This is a genomic window from Amycolatopsis sp. CFH S0740, assembly GCF_004522315.1.
GTDB classification, from domain to species: domain Bacteria; phylum Actinomycetota; class Actinomycetes; order Mycobacteriales; family Pseudonocardiaceae; genus Amycolatopsis; species Amycolatopsis nivea.
Genome location: NZ_SDLS01000015.1, coordinates 103,091 through 119,600 on the forward strand (window position 1 = coordinate 103,091; position 16,510 = coordinate 119,600).

Below are 16,510 nucleotides of genomic sequence, written 5' to 3' on the forward strand. Positions count from 1 at the left end.
TCTCCCACACGCGCCTGGACGATCACTCGGTCCAGACGTTTTCTTAACTTCACAACTTCATGAAAAGAGTGTAGCTTCCGAACCATGGGAAACGCCATTGCGATCTCCGGCCTGCACAAGGCATTCGGCCGGGTGAAGGCCCTCGACGGCCTTGATCTTCAGGTTCCCGCGGGGGAAGTACACGGATTCCTCGGCCCGAACGGCGCCGGGAAGTCCACCACGATCCGGGTCCTGCTCGGACTGCTGCGCGCCGACGCCGGCGAGGTCCGGCTGCTCGGCGGCGACCCGTGGCGCGACGCGGCGAGCCTGCACCACCGGCTCGCCTACGTGCCCGGCGACGTCAACCTCTGGCCCAACCTGTCCGGCGGCGAGGTCATCGACCTCCTCGGCAGGCTGCGCGGCGGGCTCGACCAGAAGCGCCGCGAGGAACTCGTCGAGCGCTTCGACCTCGACCCGCGCAAGAAGGGCCGCACATACTCGAAGGGCAACCGGCAGAAGGTCGCCATCGTCGCCGCGCTCGCGTCCACTGTGGACTTGCTGCTGCTCGACGAGCCGACCTCGGGCCTCGACCCGTTGATGGAGGCCACCTTCCAGGAGGTCATCCAGGAGGAACGCGCGCAGGGCCGCACCGTTTTGCTGTCCAGCCACATCCTCGCCGAGGTGGAAGCCTTGTGCGACAAGGTGAGCATCATCCGCAACGGGCGCACGGTCGAGTCCGGCACGCTCGCCGAACTGCGCCATCTCACCCGCACGTCGATCACCGCGGAGCTGTGCGGACCGCCGAACGGCCTGGCCAGGCTTTCCGACGTGCATGACTTGAAGGTCGAAGGCAACCGCGTCCGCTTCGACGTCGAGACGCGCTCGCTCGAGGACGCACTGCGCCAGATGACCGAGGTCGGCGTGCGCAGCCTGGAGAGCAGGCCGCCGACCCTCGAGGAACTCTTCCTGCGCCACTACGCGGACGAACTCGAGGCCGGGAAATGAGCGGCGCGCTCAACGGCACCGGGCCGTTGATCCGGCTCGCCCTGCGCCGCGACCGGATCATCCTGCCGATCTGGATCGTCCTGCTCAGCCTCATCCCGGTGGCCACGATCAGCAGCTACGACCAGTTCTATCCGACCGCCGCGAGCCGGGCCGGGCTCGTCGCGTCGGCCGCCGCGAACCCGTCGTTCGCGCTGCTCTACGGCCCGGCGTTCAACCTCGGCACGGCGGGCGGGTTCATCGCCTGGCGGATGGGCGGGTTCCTGGCGCTGCTGACCGCCCTGATGGCGGTCTTCACGCTGACCCGGCACACCCGCGCGGAGGAGGACACCGGCCGCGCCGAACTGCTCGCGTCCACTGTGGTCGGTCGGTACGCGCCGCTCACCGCCGCGCTCGCGGTGACCGGCGGGGCGAGCGTGCTGATCGGGGTGCTCCAAGCGGTCACGCTGGCGGCGAAGGTTCCCGCGGCGGGTTCCGTCGCGCTCGGCGCGAGCACTGCGCTTGCTGGGCTGGTTTTTACCGGCGTCGCCGCGGTCGCCGCGCAGCTCGGCGAGTACTCGCGCACCGCGAATGGCATCGGTACGGCCGTGCTCGGCGTCGCGTTTCTGTTGCGTGGCGCGGGTGATTCGACCACCGACGCGCATTGGCTGTCATGGCTGTCGCCGCTCGGCTGGGCGCAGCAGATCCGGCCGTTCGCCGAAGAACGTTGGTGGGTCTTGATTTTGCCGGTCGCGACCACGCTCGTGCTGTTTGTCGTGGCCTACGCGCTGCTGCCGCGTCGTGACGTCGGCGTCGGTCTGCTTCCGCCGCGGCTCGGGCCGAGTGAGGCCGCGCCGTCGTTGCGGTCGCCGTTTTCGCTGGCCTGGCGGCTGCAGCGGGGTCCGTTGTTCGGCTGGCTGATCGGGCTCGCGGTCGGTGGGGCGTTGTTCGGGACGATCGCGCAGGGCATTTCCGGACTGGTCGGCGGCACCGAGCAGAGCAGGCAGATCTTCGAACGGCTCGGCGGATCGCACGGACTGGTCGACGCTTTCCTCGCGACGATGGTGAGCCTGTTCGCGATGCTCGCCTCGCTCTACGGCGTGCAGGCGACGCTGCGGATGCGCACCGAGGAAACCTCGATCCGGCTCGAACCGCTGCTGGCCACGCGGGTCGGACGGCTGCGCTGGGCCGCGAGCCACCTCGTGTTCGCGTTCCTCGGCAGCGCGTTGCTCGTGCTCGTCGGCGGCGTGCTGCTCGGGCTGTCGAACGGGCTGCGCGGCGGCGACGTCGGCCGCTCGGTCGGGAACATGGTCGCGGCCGTCGCGGTGCAGGTGCCCGCGGCGTGGGTGATCGTCGCGGTGGCCGCGCTGATCTTCGGACTGCTGCCGAAACTGGCGACCGCCGCGTGGGGCGTGGCGGCGCTGGCGTTGCTGATCAGCATGTTCGGGCCGGTCGTCAACGCGCCGCAGGTGCTGCTGGACGTCTCGCCGTTCCAGCATCCGCCGAAGGTGCCCGGCGCGGTGTTCACCGCGGTGCCGCTGGTGGTGTTGCTGGCGGTCTCGGCGGTGGTGCTCGCGGTGGGTCTGACCGGCTGGCGGCGGCGCGACGTCGGCTGACCTCAGCGTTCGTCGCGGACGAACCCGCTGGTCGGCCCCAGCGTCGTCGGCGGGGGTGCCGACGGGCTCGACGGGGTCGGGGTGACCGAGACCGTCGCCGTGGTCGTGCGCGGTGGCGGGGCCGGGGGTGCCGGCGGGCGGTGGGTCACGGTGATCGGCGGCAGAGGGAGGCCGGTCACCGTGACCGTCACCTGCTGCACAGGCGGCGGGGTGGGCGGCGACGACTCTCCGGCCGGACGCGGAGTGCGACCGGCGACCAGCAGCGCGGCGACCAGCAGTCCGCCTGCCAGCCCGGCGAGACCGGTCACGACGACATAACCCCAGGTGGGAGCGGTGTCCGACATCCGGCACCTCCTCGCCGCACGGTCACTCGGCTACGAGGGTTCGTCGCGTTGATCATAGGTGCCGTTACGCAGTGTGCAACTTGATATCTACCGACTCAACTTATGTCACACTGACCTTATGAGGGGGATTCTTCGCTCGCCGGACTTCCGGCGGCTCTGGCTCGCCGACGGCCTCAGCCAAGTCGGCAACCGCATCGACTTCCTCGTGATCCCGCTGCTGGCGACCACCACGCTCGCCGCGTCCGTGGCCCAGGTTTCGCTGCTGCGGACGCTGAGCACGCTCCCGTACCTGCTGCTCGGACTGCAGGCGGGCGCGTGGTGCGACCGGATGCGCAACCGGCCGGTGCTGATCACCGCCGACCTCGCCCGCGCGGTGCTCATCGGCTCGGTGCCGCTCGCCGCGGTGTTCGGGTCGCTGACGCTGGGCCACCTGTACGTCGTCGTGCTGCTGGCCGGCGGGTTCACGGTTTTCTTCAACGTCGCGCACCAGACCTACCTGCCGAACCTCGTCGAACGCGGCGACCTGCCCGCCGCGAACGCCCGGCTGCAGACGAACCTGTCCGTCGCCGCGATCGCCGGGCCGGGGCTCGGCGGGATGATCGTGCAGTTCATCGGCGGCGCGGGCGCGATGGCGGTCGACGCGGTGACTTACCTGTGGTCCGCCGCGTGGCTGCGCCAGATTCGCACGCCGGACGTGCGGCCCGAGCCCGCTGAGCGGAACCTTCGCCGCGAAATCGGCGAAGGGCTGCGGACAGTTCTGCGCAATCCGCTCCTGCGGGCGATCGCCCTGCACGGTGCCGCGTCGAGCCTGTTCCAGTCGATGTTCATGGCGGTGTCGATGGTGTTCATGGTCCGCGACCTGCACGTCGCACCGTTCATGATCGGCTTGCTCGGCACGATCTCGCTGTTCGGCGCCCTGCTCGCGAGCGGAGTCGCGCGACGGCTCGGCGCTCGCTTCGGTGCCGCGCGGGCGTTGTATTTCGGTGCCGCCGTGTACAGCGTTTCGTTCCTGTGCAACGCTTTCGCGACCCAAGACTGGGGCCTCGCCTGGTGGGTGGCGGGCGGTTTCGGGTCAAGTTTCGGGATCATCGTGCTCGGCGTGTTCGAGACGAGCTTCCGGCAGGCGGTCACCCCGCACGAGCTGCTGGGCCGCGTCTCGTCGGTGTCGCAGACGGTCGTTTTCGGCATCGCCCCGCTCGGCAGTCTGCTCGGCGGCGTGATCGCGGAACTCACCACAACCCGGGTCACGCTGTACGTCTGCGGCATCGGAATCCTTGCCGCGTCAGCGATTCTCATTGCTTCGCCGCTTCGCAAGATGCGCGATCTGCCGATCGCCGAGAGTGCGGTCAAGAACGATTAGCGGGACAGCAAGCGCGGCTAGCACGGCTCCGATGAGGCTGACCCACGTGAGGGCAGTGCCTTGGGTCAGCGCGGCGGCCGCCAGAACCGGAGTAGCACTGATCCCCAGCTGGAAAGCCGAAACCGTGGTCGCCCCAGCGAGTGTCGGGGCGTCGGCGGCGATCGCGAAGACCCGGCCGTAGATCGCGGGATTCAGCACGAAAGCCGCTATCCCGAGCAGGAAAACAGTAGGAAGCACCGCCCACGTGTGATGGATCGCGAAGATCAGGACGACCGAAAGCAGCACGATCGCGACGGCTCCGGCGAGGAGCGCGGCGTGGGGTCGCCGATCGGAGATGCGTCCGCCGATGGACAGGCCGACGAAAGCGCCGATGCCGAAAAGCGCGAGGATCGCGGGAATCCAGACCGTGGGGACGCCGGTGATCTCGGCGAGCATGGCGGAGAGGTAGTTGAACGTGATCATGTACGCCGCCGTCGTCAGGATCGTGATCCCGAAAATGCCCCAGAGCCGCGGTTTGCGGATCGTGGCCAGCTCCCGCGCCACACTCGGTCGCGCCGCCGACCGGGTCGCCGCGGGGATCCCGAGCGAGCAGGCGACGGCTCCGGCGAGCGTCAGTGCCACGACAGCCCAGAATCCGCCGCGCCACTGGGTGAAGTGGCTGAGCAGGGTGCCTGCCGGTCCGCCCGCGACCATGGCCACGCTCAGGCCGCTGACCACGACACCGGAGGCGCGGGCGTTGCGGTCCGGGGTGACGAGGCTGATCGCGGTCACCGACGCGACGGCGAAGAAGCCCGCGTACGCGACGCCCGAGACGACCCGGCTCACCAGCAAAACCTGGTAGTCGCCCAGCAATCCGGCGGCGACGCTCACTGCGAACACCCCTTGGGTCGCGATCAGCGCGGCGCGACGGGGCCAGCGCAGGCTGAGCACGGCGAACGGCGGCCCGCCGAGGACGACCCCCAGTGCGAACGCGGTGATGAGAAATCCGGCGGAGGACAGCGAAACCTGGAGGTCGTCGGCTACCGCGGGCAGCACGCCCGCCAGGAGAAACTCGGCGCTGCCCATCGCGAACAGGCTGAAGGCGAGCAGGTACACGCCTAGCGGAAGTCGGCCGCTGCTCGCGTCGGCGCGCACACCGTCGGCGGTGGCACAGGTTGTCGGATCCATGGGGACAAACTTCCGCGACTAGGATCGGAAGCGGCAAGAAACGTTGCCGTTTCCGGGACGCATTGGTTGACTGCGCCGCATGAGCGACCAGCCCACCGTCGACAGCGTGCTCGAGCAGATCGCGCCCCGGCTGCGACAGGCGCGGGACAAACAGGGCGTCAGCCTCGCCGACCTCGCGCGGGCCACCGGCATTTCGACCAGCACGTTGTCCCGCCTGGAATCCGGGCAGCGCAAACCGAGTCTCGAACTGCTGTTGCCGATCACCGCTGCACTGGGCGTTCCGTTCGACGAGATCGTCACCGCGCCGCGGATCGTCGACCCGCGCGTGCCGCAGCAACCCGCGAAGAAGGACGGGCGCGTGCTGATCGCGTTGTCCCGGCACCAGGGAGAAATCCGCGCCTACAAACAGCTCATCCCGGCGCACGACGAAGAGCCCCACCTGCGCACCCACGACGGGCACGAATGGCTCTACGTTCTGCGCGGACGCCTACGCGTGCGCCTGAGCGATCACGATTTCATCATGGGACCCGGCGAAGCAGCCGAATTCGACTGCCACATCCCGCATTGGTTCGGCGCCGCCGGTAAGGGCGACGTCGAAATCCTCAGCCTCTTCAGCAAGTCCGGCGAACGCATCCACCTGCGCACCGGTCGCCGCTAGGGCCCGTCCGGCGGATCATGTGACTGCTTCAGTGACGGGTCGTTGGCATGGCTATGGGGCGGGGAGATCTGACGAATGAGGAGTGGGCACGGCTGAAGCCGCATCTGCCCATGACAGGGCAGAGGGGCGGACGTTGGGAGAACCATCGCAGGGTCATCAACGGGATCCTCTTCCGGCTCCGGACCGGGGCGCCGTGGCAGGATCTGCCTGAACATTTCGGTCCGTGGAAGACGGTGTTCGAGAGGCATCGGCGGTGGTCGGCGGACGGCACCTGGGACAGGATCTTCGCGGCCGTCCTGGTCGATGCTGATGCCGAGGGCCGTATCGACTGGTCGATGGCGAGCGTGGACTCGACGTCCTGCCGTGCCCATCAGCACGCAGCTGGCGCATGCAAGAGGCCACCGAGGGTGCCGGGAAAAAGGCGCACGCCCCGGCAACACCGTCCCGACGAGGGACTCGGACGCTCTCGGGGCGGACTGACATGCAAAATCCATCTCGGTGGAGACAAGGCATACTCCTCTCGCCGAAACCGCCGCTACCTGTGGCGACGCCCGAGGTGGCAGGCCCACGGGCCTCAACAAAGCGATCTGCAACCGCAGAAACGAAGTCGAGAGGACGATCAACGCCTTGAAGAACTTCCGGGCGGTGGCCACGAGGTTCGACAAGCGCGCCTACGTCTTCCACGGATCCGTCACGGTGGTCGCGATACGCCTTTGGATCCGCACTGAGCCGCTCCAGCGATGAGCGCCACCTCGACGTCACAGGCTCTTTACTTCAACCAAGCTTGAGGTAAGACGATCTTCTGGAGTGGTCCGCGAGAAGCGGAGCTCGGGGATGAAGGGCAGGCCAATGGAGACAGTGACCGAATGGATCAAGAAGAACTCCCATGCGCTCGTGAACAGGAAGCCTGACGAGCCACTGGACGATCTGCGGCCGCTCGCCCCACTGGTGCGGGACGCCAAGATCGTGGCGCTTGGAGCAGCTGCCCGACAGACACGCGAATTATCGGACGTGGCGCATCGCATCGTGCGGCTGCTGGTGGAAGAAGAGGGGTTCCGCTCCCTTGCCTTGGAGGGCGACGACCCTGGCCGCCTCGGCCTGGACGTCTATGTCGCCACCGGCGATGGAGACCCTCGTGCATTGCTGGGAAGGGCACGGCCGTTCTGGCAGACCGCCGAGATCCTCGATCTCGTCCACTGGATGCGGTCCTATAACAAGCGTCACCCAGGCGACCCGGTACGTTTCGCCCAGTTCCCTGCTGAACCGGTGCGGCATACCACCCGGCTCGATGGCCTGGCCGAACTGGAACGCACGCTGGCCGACGGTGTGAGCTGGTGGCAGCAGCTCACCGGCGACAAGGTCGTCTACTGGGGCGGTATGGCGCACACCGCCATCGGCGCCCCTCGTACCGTGTCCCCCTCCGAGCCCCTGGAGTCGCACCAGAATATGGGCGGATACCTGCGTGAACGACTGGGACTGGACTACCGGTCCGTCGGCCTGACCATGGCGTACGGTTCGATCGGTCAGCCCCTGCCCGCTCCACACCCCGACTTCGTCGACAGCCTGCTGCATGCGGCCGCCGAGAACATGGCGGGATACGTCCTGGATCTCGGCACATCGCTACCCGAGCCGATCCGCCGCCTCCTGGACGCCCCGACGCGCACGCGGTTGATCGGGTCGTTCTACGACCCCCGGGATGATGCGGCCTACCACATGTCGGGCGGGTCGCTCGCGAGCTGGTTCGACGTCGTCGTCCACACGCAAGAGGTGACACCGTCCCGGCCCTTGGCCTGAAGGCTGCCCGGCGGAGCATTCCGCAGACGCCGGCTCCGCCACTTAGATATGCACTGATCCGCCGGACAGGACCTAGACCTTGCGCAGACCGTCCAGCAGTACGCGCACCAGGTGTCGGCTGTCCGGCGTAAACCGCTCCACCGCGAGCGCGCCGACGATGAGCGCGCGCAGGTCTTCGCCGTCGATGTCCGTGCGTACGGCACCCGCGGCTTGCGCGCGTTCCAGAAGCGCAGTGAGGTTCACGCGAAACCGCTCCGCTGCTTCGGCCTTGTACGCGGAACCACTGGTCTCACCGAGCGCTTCGCAGATCGCACGGTTACGCGACGCCTGTTCGATGACGCGCGTGAAGTAGTCGTAGAACGCTTCGCCGGGCGCGTCGGAGTCGATCAACTCCTGCGCCTCGACGCCGTACTGCTCCAGCCGTTCCACTACGACGGCCTGGAACAGCGCTTCCTTGCTGGGGAAATGCCGGTAGACAGTGCCCGCGCCGACGCCAGCCAGCCGCGCGATGTCGTCGAGGGGCACCGAAAGCCCGTCGACGGCGAACGCTGCTTCGGCGGCAGCCAGCACACGGGCGCGGTTCCGGCGCGCGTCCGCGCGGAGCGCAGGCTTCTCCACCGGCTGTCTCCTCTGCTCTCAAAGTGGTGCGGTCGTCCGATTCTTCCTTGGAACGATCTGCGCCGCTGCCGACCGTGTCTCAGATCTCCAGACCCTCGTTGACAACCGGAGTACCGGCTCCGTATCGTCGTAAGCGGGTGACCCGTTCCGATTATCCCCCGTCTTCCCGAGTGAGGTTTCCGATGCCCCGCACCGTGTCCGAAGTGGCCGAGATCGTCGCGAACGCGCTGAGCGCCTTCGACGCCGCGCCGCTCGCCGACGTTCTCGCCGAGGACGCCGTCTACGAAATCCCCTTCACCGGCCACCGCTCGGCCGGCCGGGACGCAGTGCTGGCCACGCTCCGCGCGGGCAGCGCCGTCGCGGCCCGGATCGGCCTGGAGAAAGTCGAGGTCACGACCACGGAACCGGCGGACGGGTTCGCCGTCGAGCTCGTCGCCGAGGGCCGCAATCCGCACACCGGGCACAGCTACCGGCTCCCGTCGTCCGCCGGGCTGCTGACCGTGCGGGACGGCGAGATCACCCGGTACCGCGACTACCCGAACCACGGCGCGGCGACCGCGTTGCACGGGACGAAGGAGGTCTTCCAGCGCTTCCTCGACGCGGCTGTCGACAACCGCTGGGACGACCTCGCCGACCTGTACTCCGACGACGTCGTGATCGAAATCCCGTTCGCGCCGGCCGGAGTGCCGAAGGTGACGCGCGACCGGGAGGAGTTGCGCAAACGCTTTCACCAGGCCGGAGAGCGTCGCCGGATCACCAAGGCGGACCGGGTCGTGGTGTACGAGACCAGCGATCCGGAGGTGCTGGTGGCGGAATACGACCTGCACGGCGAGTACGAGGGCAAGCCGTATGTGTCGACGTACGCGATGGTGCTGACGGTGCGCGACGGCCGGATCGTGCACTCCCGCGACTACTCGGGCGCGCCTAGGTTCGAGGAGTAATCCCGCGGATGTCGTGGTCCGCGCCAGGAGCCGCGAACTTCAGCAGAAGCGAACCTTCGGTCTCGACCTCGGCGCGTTCGGCGGCGGTCAGCGGCCGGAACGGCTCGATCTCCAGCGTCGCCGACGTCTTGTCCTGCCGCAGCTTCCACGCCCCGGCGACCTGACAGTCCACCAGGAAAGTGGCACGCATCCCGTTACCGGTCATGACGCGTTTGCGGTCTTCGGCGGAGATCACCCGGGTGCGGTCGGCGTGCGAGGCCAGCAGGTTGTCGTACTCCGGCAGGAAGCGGACCGGTGCCGGAGCGTCGGCGGCGGGGCGGGGTGCGTCCGGCAGGTCGAACAGCTCCGTCCCGCCTTCGTCCCGGAAGACCGCCAGCCGCGGCCGCAAGCTTTCCAGGACCGGACGCAGCCGGGTTCGGCCTGCCCAGGTCTGCACGTCGGCGGCCGAGGCCGGGCCGAAGGCGGCGAGGTAGCGCAGCACGATCTGTTCGGCATCGGCGGCGGAGGCCGGTTCGGTTCCGGTCCAGTCGGCCGCCGCCGCGTACCGGGTGGCGCCGCCGATGCCCCAGACCGCCCGCGGCGGCACCTGCACCAGCGGCACGAGGTTGCGCACGACGGTGGCGAGCGCGTGCGGCTCGCGGTCAGGCCACTGCTCGTGCAATGCCGCCCGGAGTTCCTTGGGGGTAAGCGGCTGGGCGCGAAGCAGCGCCCGGCCCGACTCCGCCACTGCCGCGCGGTCCACCCCTGCCAGCGGCGCCTTGAACGCGGTGCCGAGTTCGCGGTCGAGCGCGTCTTGCGACCACGGACGCAAGACGCGGTAGTCCGCCACGGTGACCAGGTGAACGGTGCTGCGCATCAGGGGCCACCCGCACCAGCCGGCGTTCGGTCAGCGCGTCCGCCAGGTCGGCGGTGCGGAACGCCCGGATCCGGCTCCAGAGCCCGAAGTAAGGCGCGTACGGCGCCTGCGCTTGCATGCCGACCAGCCGCGCGACCGCCTCCTCGACGGTCGCGTCGGCCCGTTCCAGCAGCCACTGACGAGCCAGCAGAGCGCGTCCCAGCGTTCGCCGCCCGAGCGTCATGGTGCGGTCCTTCCGGTCGTCGGTCAGTTGCTGAAGTCGGCTCGGTGATCCGCGGTCCACTGGGCGTAGTTGCGGGCCGGGTGCCCGGTGATCTGCTCGACGATGTCGTTGACCGGTGCGGGTTTGCCGGCCGTCTGCGCCATGAGGTCGAACAGGGCGGCCAGGAATTCCGGGTCCATGAACTGGCTCATCTGCTCCCGGACGGGTTCCGGGTCGAGGTCTTCGACGACGAGCGGACGCCCCAGCGTCTCGCTGAGGACGCGAACCTGGTCCGCCTGGGTCAGCGAGTCCGGGCCGGTCAGCTCGTAAGCCTGCCCGGCGTGCCCGCCGCCGGTCAGGATCCGCGCGGCGACCTCCGCGACGTCCCGTTCGTGCACGGCGCTGAACGCCGCTTCGGCATACGGCACGCGGATGACGTCGCCGTGCGGAAGCTGCATCGCGAACGTCAGCGAGTTGATGGCGGGGAACAACAGCCGCAGGAACGTCCACTCGATGCCGGTCTCCTCGACGGCCCGCTCCACGTCACGGTGGTACTGGGCGATCACGTCAGGCTGGTGTTCGGCGCCGGGAACGACCGCTCCGGAGGACAGCAGCACCAGCCGCCGCACCCCGGCCTTGACCGCGGCCGCGAGCAGCGGAGCGACGTCCATCCCGTACTGGAGGACCAGGAACGCGGCCTCTACCCCGGCCAGCGCCGGCGGCAGCGTCTCGGGCTTGGTCAGACCTGCGCGGACCACGTCGACCCCTTCCGGGAGTCCGGCCCGCTCCGGGGCGCGGGTCAGCGCCCGCACCGGCGCACCCGCGGCGACCAGTTCTTCCACTGCCTGACGTCCGAAGTGGGCGGTCGCTCCGATGACGAGATACATGCGTGGTTCCTCCGTGTGGTTCCGCTTTCCGACTTGTCCCCACCGTAGGAGCCGTTTAGGCAAGCTACGTTCCTATTCGCGAGAGATACTGAAAAAATGCTGGAAACCTCGGCGCGGTTGCTGCGCTTGCTCTCGCTGCTCCAGACGCCCCGCGAATGGACCGGAGGCGAACTGGCCGAACGGTTGTCGGTCAGCCCCCGCACCATCCGCAACGACGTGGAACGCCTGCGCACCCTCGGTTATCCGGTGCACGGCAGCCGCGGTTCGGTGGGCGGCTACCGGCTCGGGGCCGGGGCCGCGCTGCCGCCGCTGCTGCTCGACGACGAGGAGGCGGTCGCGGTGGCGATCGGGCTGCGCACCGCTGCCGGCGGCACGATCACCGGCGTCGAGGAGACTTCGCTGCGCGCGCTGGCCAAGCTGGAGAAGGTCCTGCCCGCCCGGCTCCGGCGGCGCGTCGACGCCATCCAGCGCTACGCCGTCGCAGTGCCCCGGGACGACCTCGGCCCGCGGGTGGACGCGGACGTCCTCAGCACCCTCACCGCCGCCTGCCGCGACCACGAACGCGTGCGCTTCGACTACCTCGGCCACGACGGCACCGAGAGCAGGCGAGACGTGGAGCCGTACCGGCTGGTCAACTGGGGACGCCGGTGGTACCTCGTCGCGTTCGACACCGCGCGGGACGACTGGCGGACCTTCCGCGTGGACCGGATCAGCCCACGCACCCCGGCCGGCCCCCGGTTCCCGCCCCGCGACCTCCCCGAAGAGGCAGTCGACCAAGTCCGCCGGGGCGTGTCCTCAGCCGCGTGGCGGTTCCGGGCGCGAGTCGTGGCGCAGGTGTCCGCGGAGACGCTGGCCGAGCGGATCAATCCCGCGATCGGCGCTGTCACGCCGCTTGACGACAACCGTTGCGTCCTGGATACGGGTGCGGACAGCGTCGAGACTCTTGCGGTTCATCTCGGTTCGCTCGGGGTCGACTTCACGGTGACGGAACCGCCCGAACTCGTCGAGGCCGTGCGTTCGCTCGGGGATCGGTATCAGCGCGCCGTCCGGTGATTCTCACTGAGTCGCGGTCTGCGAAGCCGAGGGCGTGAACAGGTGCTCCACCGTGGCCACCGTCCAGTCCCACACCCCCGGCACCAGCAAGATCCCCACCAGCGCGAACACCGGGAACACCAACCGCGTCTCGACCTTCTTCCCGGTGTGCAGCCGCAGCGGTTTCGGCGGGCGGAGTTCGTACCAGGTCTCCCCCGCGATCGGCAGCGGGAACAGGAACGGGCAGCCCGACTCGGTCAGCGAATCGCCCAAGCAGTGCACAAAACAGCCGGCCGCGACGGCCACGCCGAGCCAGCCCGAGATGTCCGCCAGTTGAGCCACCCGGTCGTCCGGCGCGGTGAAGTACCACCAGGCCACCGCACCGCCATAGGGCAGCAGCAGCCAATCGCCCAGAGCCGCGACCGCGAGCAGCAAGCCGAAGAGCAACACGCCCAGCACGGCCCAAGCTCCGCCCGCCGTACAGCCAGCGGAAGTAGCCGCGCCGAGGGCGACAGCGAACAAGAGGGTGTGCGACAGGTGCCGGTGCGTGCCGGTCACCTTCTCGTCGCGAGGGCCCTTCGTCAGGGCGTATACCGCTGCAGACACTCGGCGCAGCAGCCACGACAGCGCGCCGGTCAGCCAGCCGAACAGCCGGGTCGCGCTGGCGCTGGGATGGTCCAGGTCCGGCAGCAACGCGAAGCCGGCCGTGGTGGCCGCGAAGACCACCGCCTGGTGCACCGAGCCGACGCCGACCGCGGGCGCGAGGGCGAGCCCCGCGCACCAGCCGGTCAGGGCGTGCGTGCGCCCCATCATGATGGATATCCCCCAGGTCGCGGGCCATTTCGCAGTCCGCGCGACCGTATCGGGAGATCAGGCCGGAGGTTCCTCCGACACGCTCAGGTGTTCGGCCACGCCGGTGAGCTCGATCACCCGGCTGACCGCCGGGCTCGGCACGACCTCGAGTTCGACGTCCTGCTCCCCGGCCTGCCGCTGGGCGTGCAGGACGACGTTCAGCGCCGATGAGTCGAAGAAGGTCACCCCGGTGAGGTCGGCCACCACGCGACGGGAATTCTTGTCCGCGATCAATCCGGCAAGAGCTTCCTGCAGCTGCGGGCTGGTGAGCAGATCGAGCTCACCCGTGACCACGACCCTCGGCTCGGCGGCCGCGGTGTCCAGCGTGATGCCGAATCCGGGCGGAGTGGCGTTCTGGTCGGCTGCGGGCATGCAGTTTCTCCTCGTCAGGCGCTGCTCCTGCGCCGGTACGCGCCTGTTGTCTCAAGAGGCAACCGTGTCACGGTCCCAAGCATCTGGAGACTCAACCCTAACCCAGTGGGTGACTGAGTCCGCGTCGGCACATGGCAACACCCTTGGCGCGCGGGCGACGGCGGACGCACAGCACCCCGCGCGCCGCAGGTGGGCGCGCGGGTCGCGGGGGTCGGTCAGCTCAGGCAGACACCGTCTTGCGCTTCGCTCGCCGTTCGCGCATGAACAGCTCACGGCGCTCGATCTCGCCGAGCCCGCCCCAAATCCCGTACGGCTCTTCGACGGTCATCGCGTGCTTGCGGCACTGGGCCAGCACCGGGCACGTGTGGCAGATCGCCTTCGCACGGGACTCGCGGCGCTCGCGCGCGGAGCCGCGCTCATTGTCGGTATGGAAGAACAGGCTGCTGTCCGCGCCGCGGCACGAGCCTTGAAGCTGCCACTCCCACTCCTCGGCCACCACGTTGGGCAGTCGGCTCACGTCAGCCATGTCGTCCCCACCTTTCCCGGGATCAGCACACTCGACGGCTACATGCCCGCCGGTCGCGGCGGTCAAACCCGGGTTTGGTTTGCTCACCCCCCGGGCATGTGGCAGATCGGGCACGAAAGACTGGCGTGGCACGCCGGAGAGAGGACAGCACGTGGAGGAGAACGCCCCGCTCGAGCGCGAGGACGCACAGCTCATCGAGGTGCGGACGGCGGCTATCCCGCACGTGGTGCCCACCCTGCGCACCATCGTCGCCGACATCGCGATGCGCCAGGACTTCGACCTGGACGCGGTCGAGGACCTGCGGATGGCCGTGGACGAGGCCTGTTCGATGCTGTTGCCCTCGGCCGCCGACGGCAAGCTGACCTGCGTGTTCTCCTGGCTGGAGGGCCGGATCGAGGTCACTGTGTCGGTGGTTTCCGACCGGGCCGAGCACGGCGACGAGACCGGTCTGTCCTGGCAGCTGCTGACCGCGCTCGCGACCTCCGCGCGGCGCACCGTGACCCCGGCCGACGGCCGGTACCTCTCCCGGGTGCAACTGGTCCGGGAGAGTGAGGCGGCCAGCTCGTGACGAACCCCGCCGGCGGCGACAAGCCCACCGACGTGGCAGCACTGTTCCACGAGCTGACGCAGCTGCCCGAGCACGCGCCGCGCCGCGAGGAGATCCGGGACCAGCTGGTGCGCGAGCATCTCGAACTGGCGCGCAATCTCGCCCGGAAGTTCCGCAACCGCGACGAGGCGATGGACGACCTCGTGCAGATCGCGACCGTCGGCCTGATCCACGCGGTGGACCGCTACGACCCGGCGCAGGGCACCGATTTCCTCGCCTTCGCGGTGCCGACGATCTCCGGCGAACTGCGTCACCACTTCCGCGACAACAGCTGGTCGGTCCGGGTGCCGAGACGGCTCAAGGAACTCAACGCGACGATCTCGGCCGCCCGCGAGGAATTGACCGTGCGGCTTTCGCGCGCGCCGAAGCCCAGTGAGATCGCGCGGCATCTCGGGGTGCCGATCGAGGACGTCTACGAGGGTCTGCGGGCCGGTCAAGGCCGTTACGGGGCCTCGCTGGACAACCTGCTGGAGAACTCCGCGCACACGCGCTTCGGCGCGCCGGACGCGAACCTCGGCCAAGCCGAACTGCGCGAGGCGCTGCGGCCGATGCTGGACAGTCTGCCCGAGCGCGAGCGCAAGATCGTGGCGTTGCGGTTCGGGTCCGGGATGAGCCAGTCGGACATCGCGCGCCGCGTCGGGGTTTCCCAGATGCAGGTGTCGCGGCTGCTCGCGGCGACGCTGAAAAAGCTCCGTACCGGACTGGCCGAGACTGACATCACCGAGGGCACCTGATTCGCTTTCGGCCGGGTTGGGTAAACACCACATGCGAGCACAGCGGCCGGGAGGTGCAGAAGCCATGACGACGTCGAGGATGCCGACCAGGAGCACCGGGGCGACTGCCGCCACCGTGCTTCTGGAGCTTCCGGACGACGTCACCGCGCCCGCCATCGCGCGGGCACAGGTTCGCGCCGCGCTCGCCCAGCTCGACGTTCCCGACCAGGTGCGCGACGACGTGCTGCTGGCGACCTCCGAGCTGGTCACCAACGCCTTCGAGCACGGCGACCGGCCGGACCGGCTGGAGCTGCGGCTCGAACACGGCGAACTGATGGTGCGGGTCTTCGACACCTCTGCCTCCATTCCGCAGCTGAAGGAACCGGTCGCCCCGTCCGCGGCGCGCAGCAGGGGGCTGCAGCTGGTGCGCGCGCTGTCCCGGCGCTGGGGTTACGACCCGGCTGAGGGCGGCAAGTGCGTCTGGGCGGCGTTCGGCCTCAGCTGACGGCGGACGCCCACCATGAGCCCGGCCGCGCCGAGCACCCCTAGCCCGACTCCGAGCCAGCCCACGATCATGCGCGGCCGTTCGGCGGCCGCACAGCCTTCCGCTCCGTGCGCCTCGGCGATCAGCCAGCTCTCCGGCGAGCTGAGCGCCGTGCCGCAGCCGATCCGGACGCTCGTGGTGTCCGTCGGCGGGTCGCCCTGGCCGAACATATTCGCCGGAAGCCCCAGCATCTGGTCGCTTCGCGTGCCGTAGATCGCCCGGACGTCGGCCGGGTTACCGGCGTCGTCGAGGTAATAAAGGGCAGTCACCGGCAGCAGGAAGAACACGATCCCGGTGATGAAGCAGGCCGCGGACGCGAGTCCGATCCACAGCGCCGGACGCCGGGCGAGCGGTTTGCGCGATCTTCCCGGGAAGGCCTGGTCATCCGGGCCGGGGGACGTCGCGGAGCGGGGATCGTCGGTCATCGTCGAGCCTCCTGATCGGGGACGGCAGGCTCGGTT

The 16,510-nt window shown here is 69.2% G+C and carries 19 protein-coding genes and 2 pseudogenes; 11 read left to right on the forward strand and 10 right to left on the reverse strand.

The genetic code is table 11. From position 1 onward, the window contains the following. The first annotated feature begins 84 nt into the window (after positions 1 to 84). Positions 85 to 984, forward strand: a complete 900-nt coding sequence (locus tag EIZ45_RS24775) for an ABC transporter ATP-binding protein (protein ID WP_043837696.1) — start codon at positions 85 to 87, stop codon at positions 982 to 984. Continuing rightward, entirely contained in the window at positions 981 to 2,576 is a 1,596-nt protein-coding gene (locus tag EIZ45_RS24780) for an ABC transporter permease (RefSeq protein WP_134663854.1), read from the forward strand. The genes EIZ45_RS24775 and EIZ45_RS24780 overlap by 4 nt, the downstream gene beginning before the upstream one ends. 2 nt (positions 2,577 to 2,578) lie before the next feature. Here the strand turns inward: EIZ45_RS24780 and EIZ45_RS24785 are convergent, their stop codons facing one another. Continuing rightward, positions 2,579 to 2,920 carry a hypothetical protein gene (locus tag EIZ45_RS24785; protein ID WP_037807288.1) on the reverse strand — a complete coding sequence of 114 codons (342 nt, stop codon included), beginning with the start codon at positions 2,918 to 2,920 and terminating at the stop codon, positions 2,579 to 2,581. Positions 2,921 to 3,038: 118 nt separating this feature from the next. On the opposite strand from EIZ45_RS24785, the gene EIZ45_RS24790 reads away from it, so the two are divergent. Beyond that, positions 3,039 to 4,280, forward strand: a complete 1,242-nt coding sequence (locus tag EIZ45_RS24790) for an MFS transporter (protein ID WP_134663856.1) — start codon at positions 3,039 to 3,041, stop codon at positions 4,278 to 4,280. On the opposite strand, the gene EIZ45_RS24795 is transcribed toward EIZ45_RS24790, so the two are convergent. Further along, positions 4,203 to 5,447, reverse strand: coding sequence for an MFS transporter (locus EIZ45_RS24795; protein ID WP_134663858.1), 1,245 nt, complete (start codon positions 5,445 to 5,447; stop codon positions 4,203 to 4,205). The genes EIZ45_RS24790 and EIZ45_RS24795 overlap by 78 nt on opposite strands. 79 nt (positions 5,448 to 5,526) lie before the next feature. Between EIZ45_RS24795 and EIZ45_RS24800 the strand changes: the two genes are divergently transcribed. From EIZ45_RS24800 to EIZ45_RS24810, 3 genes and pseudogenes are all read left to right on the forward strand, one after another. Further along, positions 5,527 to 6,105, forward strand: coding sequence for a helix-turn-helix domain-containing protein (locus tag EIZ45_RS24800; protein ID WP_037807286.1), 579 nt, complete (start codon positions 5,527 to 5,529; stop codon positions 6,103 to 6,105). Between the two features lie 53 nt (positions 6,106 to 6,158). Continuing rightward, positions 6,159 to 6,849: pseudogene (locus EIZ45_RS24805) on the forward strand (IS5 family transposase). A 114-nt stretch (positions 6,850 to 6,963) separates the two neighbouring features. Next, positions 6,964 to 7,899, forward strand: coding sequence for an erythromycin esterase family protein (locus EIZ45_RS24810; RefSeq protein ID WP_205669990.1), 936 nt, complete (start codon positions 6,964 to 6,966; stop codon positions 7,897 to 7,899). A 72-nt stretch (positions 7,900 to 7,971) separates the two neighbouring features. On the opposite strand, the gene EIZ45_RS24815 is transcribed toward EIZ45_RS24810, so the two are convergent. After that, positions 7,972 to 8,517: a TetR/AcrR family transcriptional regulator gene (locus EIZ45_RS24815; RefSeq protein ID WP_037807285.1), complete on the reverse strand. Its 546-nt coding sequence runs from the start codon at positions 8,515 to 8,517 to the stop codon at positions 7,972 to 7,974. 182 nt (positions 8,518 to 8,699) lie between these two features. On the opposite strand from EIZ45_RS24815, the gene EIZ45_RS24820 reads away from it, so the two are divergent. After that, positions 8,700 to 9,458 carry a nuclear transport factor 2 family protein gene (locus tag EIZ45_RS24820; protein WP_134663862.1) on the forward strand — a complete coding sequence of 253 codons (759 nt, stop codon included), beginning with the start codon at positions 8,700 to 8,702 and terminating at the stop codon, positions 9,456 to 9,458. Here the strand turns inward: EIZ45_RS24820 and EIZ45_RS24825 are convergent. The 3 genes and pseudogenes from EIZ45_RS24825 to EIZ45_RS24830 all read right to left on the reverse strand — a co-directional run bounded on the left by EIZ45_RS24825 (position 9,442) and on the right by EIZ45_RS24830 (position 11,403). Next, positions 9,442 to 10,314, reverse strand: coding sequence for a winged helix DNA-binding domain-containing protein (locus EIZ45_RS24825; protein ID WP_370318175.1), 873 nt, complete (start codon positions 10,312 to 10,314; stop codon positions 9,442 to 9,444). The genes EIZ45_RS24820 and EIZ45_RS24825 overlap by 17 nt on opposite strands. 61 nt (positions 10,315 to 10,375) lie before the next feature. Continuing rightward, positions 10,376 to 10,537 (reverse strand): annotated as a pseudogene (locus EIZ45_RS47655) (winged helix DNA-binding domain-containing protein); the annotation flags it as partial. A 23-nt stretch (positions 10,538 to 10,560) separates the two neighbouring features. After that, the gene (locus tag EIZ45_RS24830) at positions 10,561 to 11,403 is read right to left on the reverse strand and encodes an NAD(P)H-binding protein (protein ID WP_134663864.1); all 843 of its coding nucleotides are present in this window, start codon (positions 11,401 to 11,403) and stop codon (positions 10,561 to 10,563) included. 96 nt (positions 11,404 to 11,499) lie between these two features. On the opposite strand from EIZ45_RS24830, the gene EIZ45_RS24835 reads away from it, so the two are divergent. Next, on the forward strand, positions 11,500 to 12,456 hold the full coding sequence (locus EIZ45_RS24835; protein WP_134663866.1) for a YafY family protein: 957 nt from the start codon (positions 11,500 to 11,502) through the stop codon (positions 12,454 to 12,456). 3 nt (positions 12,457 to 12,459) lie between these two features. On the opposite strand, the gene EIZ45_RS24840 is transcribed toward EIZ45_RS24835, so the two are convergent. From EIZ45_RS24840 to EIZ45_RS24850, 3 genes are all read right to left on the reverse strand, one after another. Next, on the reverse strand, positions 12,460 to 13,245 hold the full coding sequence (locus EIZ45_RS24840) for a metal-dependent hydrolase (protein WP_037807679.1): 786 nt from the start codon (positions 13,243 to 13,245) through the stop codon (positions 12,460 to 12,462). Positions 13,246 to 13,305: 60 nt separating this feature from the next. After that, complete coding sequence (locus tag EIZ45_RS24845) at positions 13,306 to 13,659, reverse strand: STAS domain-containing protein (RefSeq protein ID WP_009086015.1); 354 nt, start codon at positions 13,657 to 13,659, stop codon at positions 13,306 to 13,308. A gap of 220 nt (positions 13,660 to 13,879) precedes the next feature. Further along, a complete protein-coding gene (locus EIZ45_RS24850) occupies positions 13,880 to 14,185 on the reverse strand; it encodes a WhiB family transcriptional regulator (RefSeq protein WP_009086013.1) in 306 nt (101 codons plus the stop codon). Between the two features lie 151 nt (positions 14,186 to 14,336). Here EIZ45_RS24850 and EIZ45_RS24855 point away from each other — a divergent pair, with 151 nt between their 5' ends. From EIZ45_RS24855 to EIZ45_RS24865, 3 genes are all read left to right on the forward strand, one after another. Beyond that, a complete protein-coding gene (locus tag EIZ45_RS24855) occupies positions 14,337 to 14,753 on the forward strand; it encodes an anti-sigma factor (protein ID WP_037807276.1) in 417 nt (138 codons plus the stop codon). After that, positions 14,750 to 15,526, forward strand: coding sequence for a SigB/SigF/SigG family RNA polymerase sigma factor (locus EIZ45_RS24860; protein WP_037807274.1), 777 nt, complete (start codon positions 14,750 to 14,752; stop codon positions 15,524 to 15,526). The genes EIZ45_RS24855 and EIZ45_RS24860 overlap by 4 nt, the downstream gene beginning before the upstream one ends. A gap of 64 nt (positions 15,527 to 15,590) precedes the next feature. Continuing rightward, on the forward strand, positions 15,591 to 16,010 hold the full coding sequence (locus tag EIZ45_RS24865; protein ID WP_043837705.1) for an ATP-binding protein: 420 nt from the start codon (positions 15,591 to 15,593) through the stop codon (positions 16,008 to 16,010). Here EIZ45_RS24865 and EIZ45_RS24870 read toward each other — a convergent pair. After that, the gene (locus tag EIZ45_RS24870) at positions 15,956 to 16,474 is read right to left on the reverse strand and encodes a hypothetical protein (RefSeq protein WP_134663868.1); all 519 of its coding nucleotides are present in this window, start codon (positions 16,472 to 16,474) and stop codon (positions 15,956 to 15,958) included. The genes EIZ45_RS24865 and EIZ45_RS24870 overlap by 55 nt on opposite strands. Positions 16,475 to 16,510 lie beyond the last annotated feature (36 nt).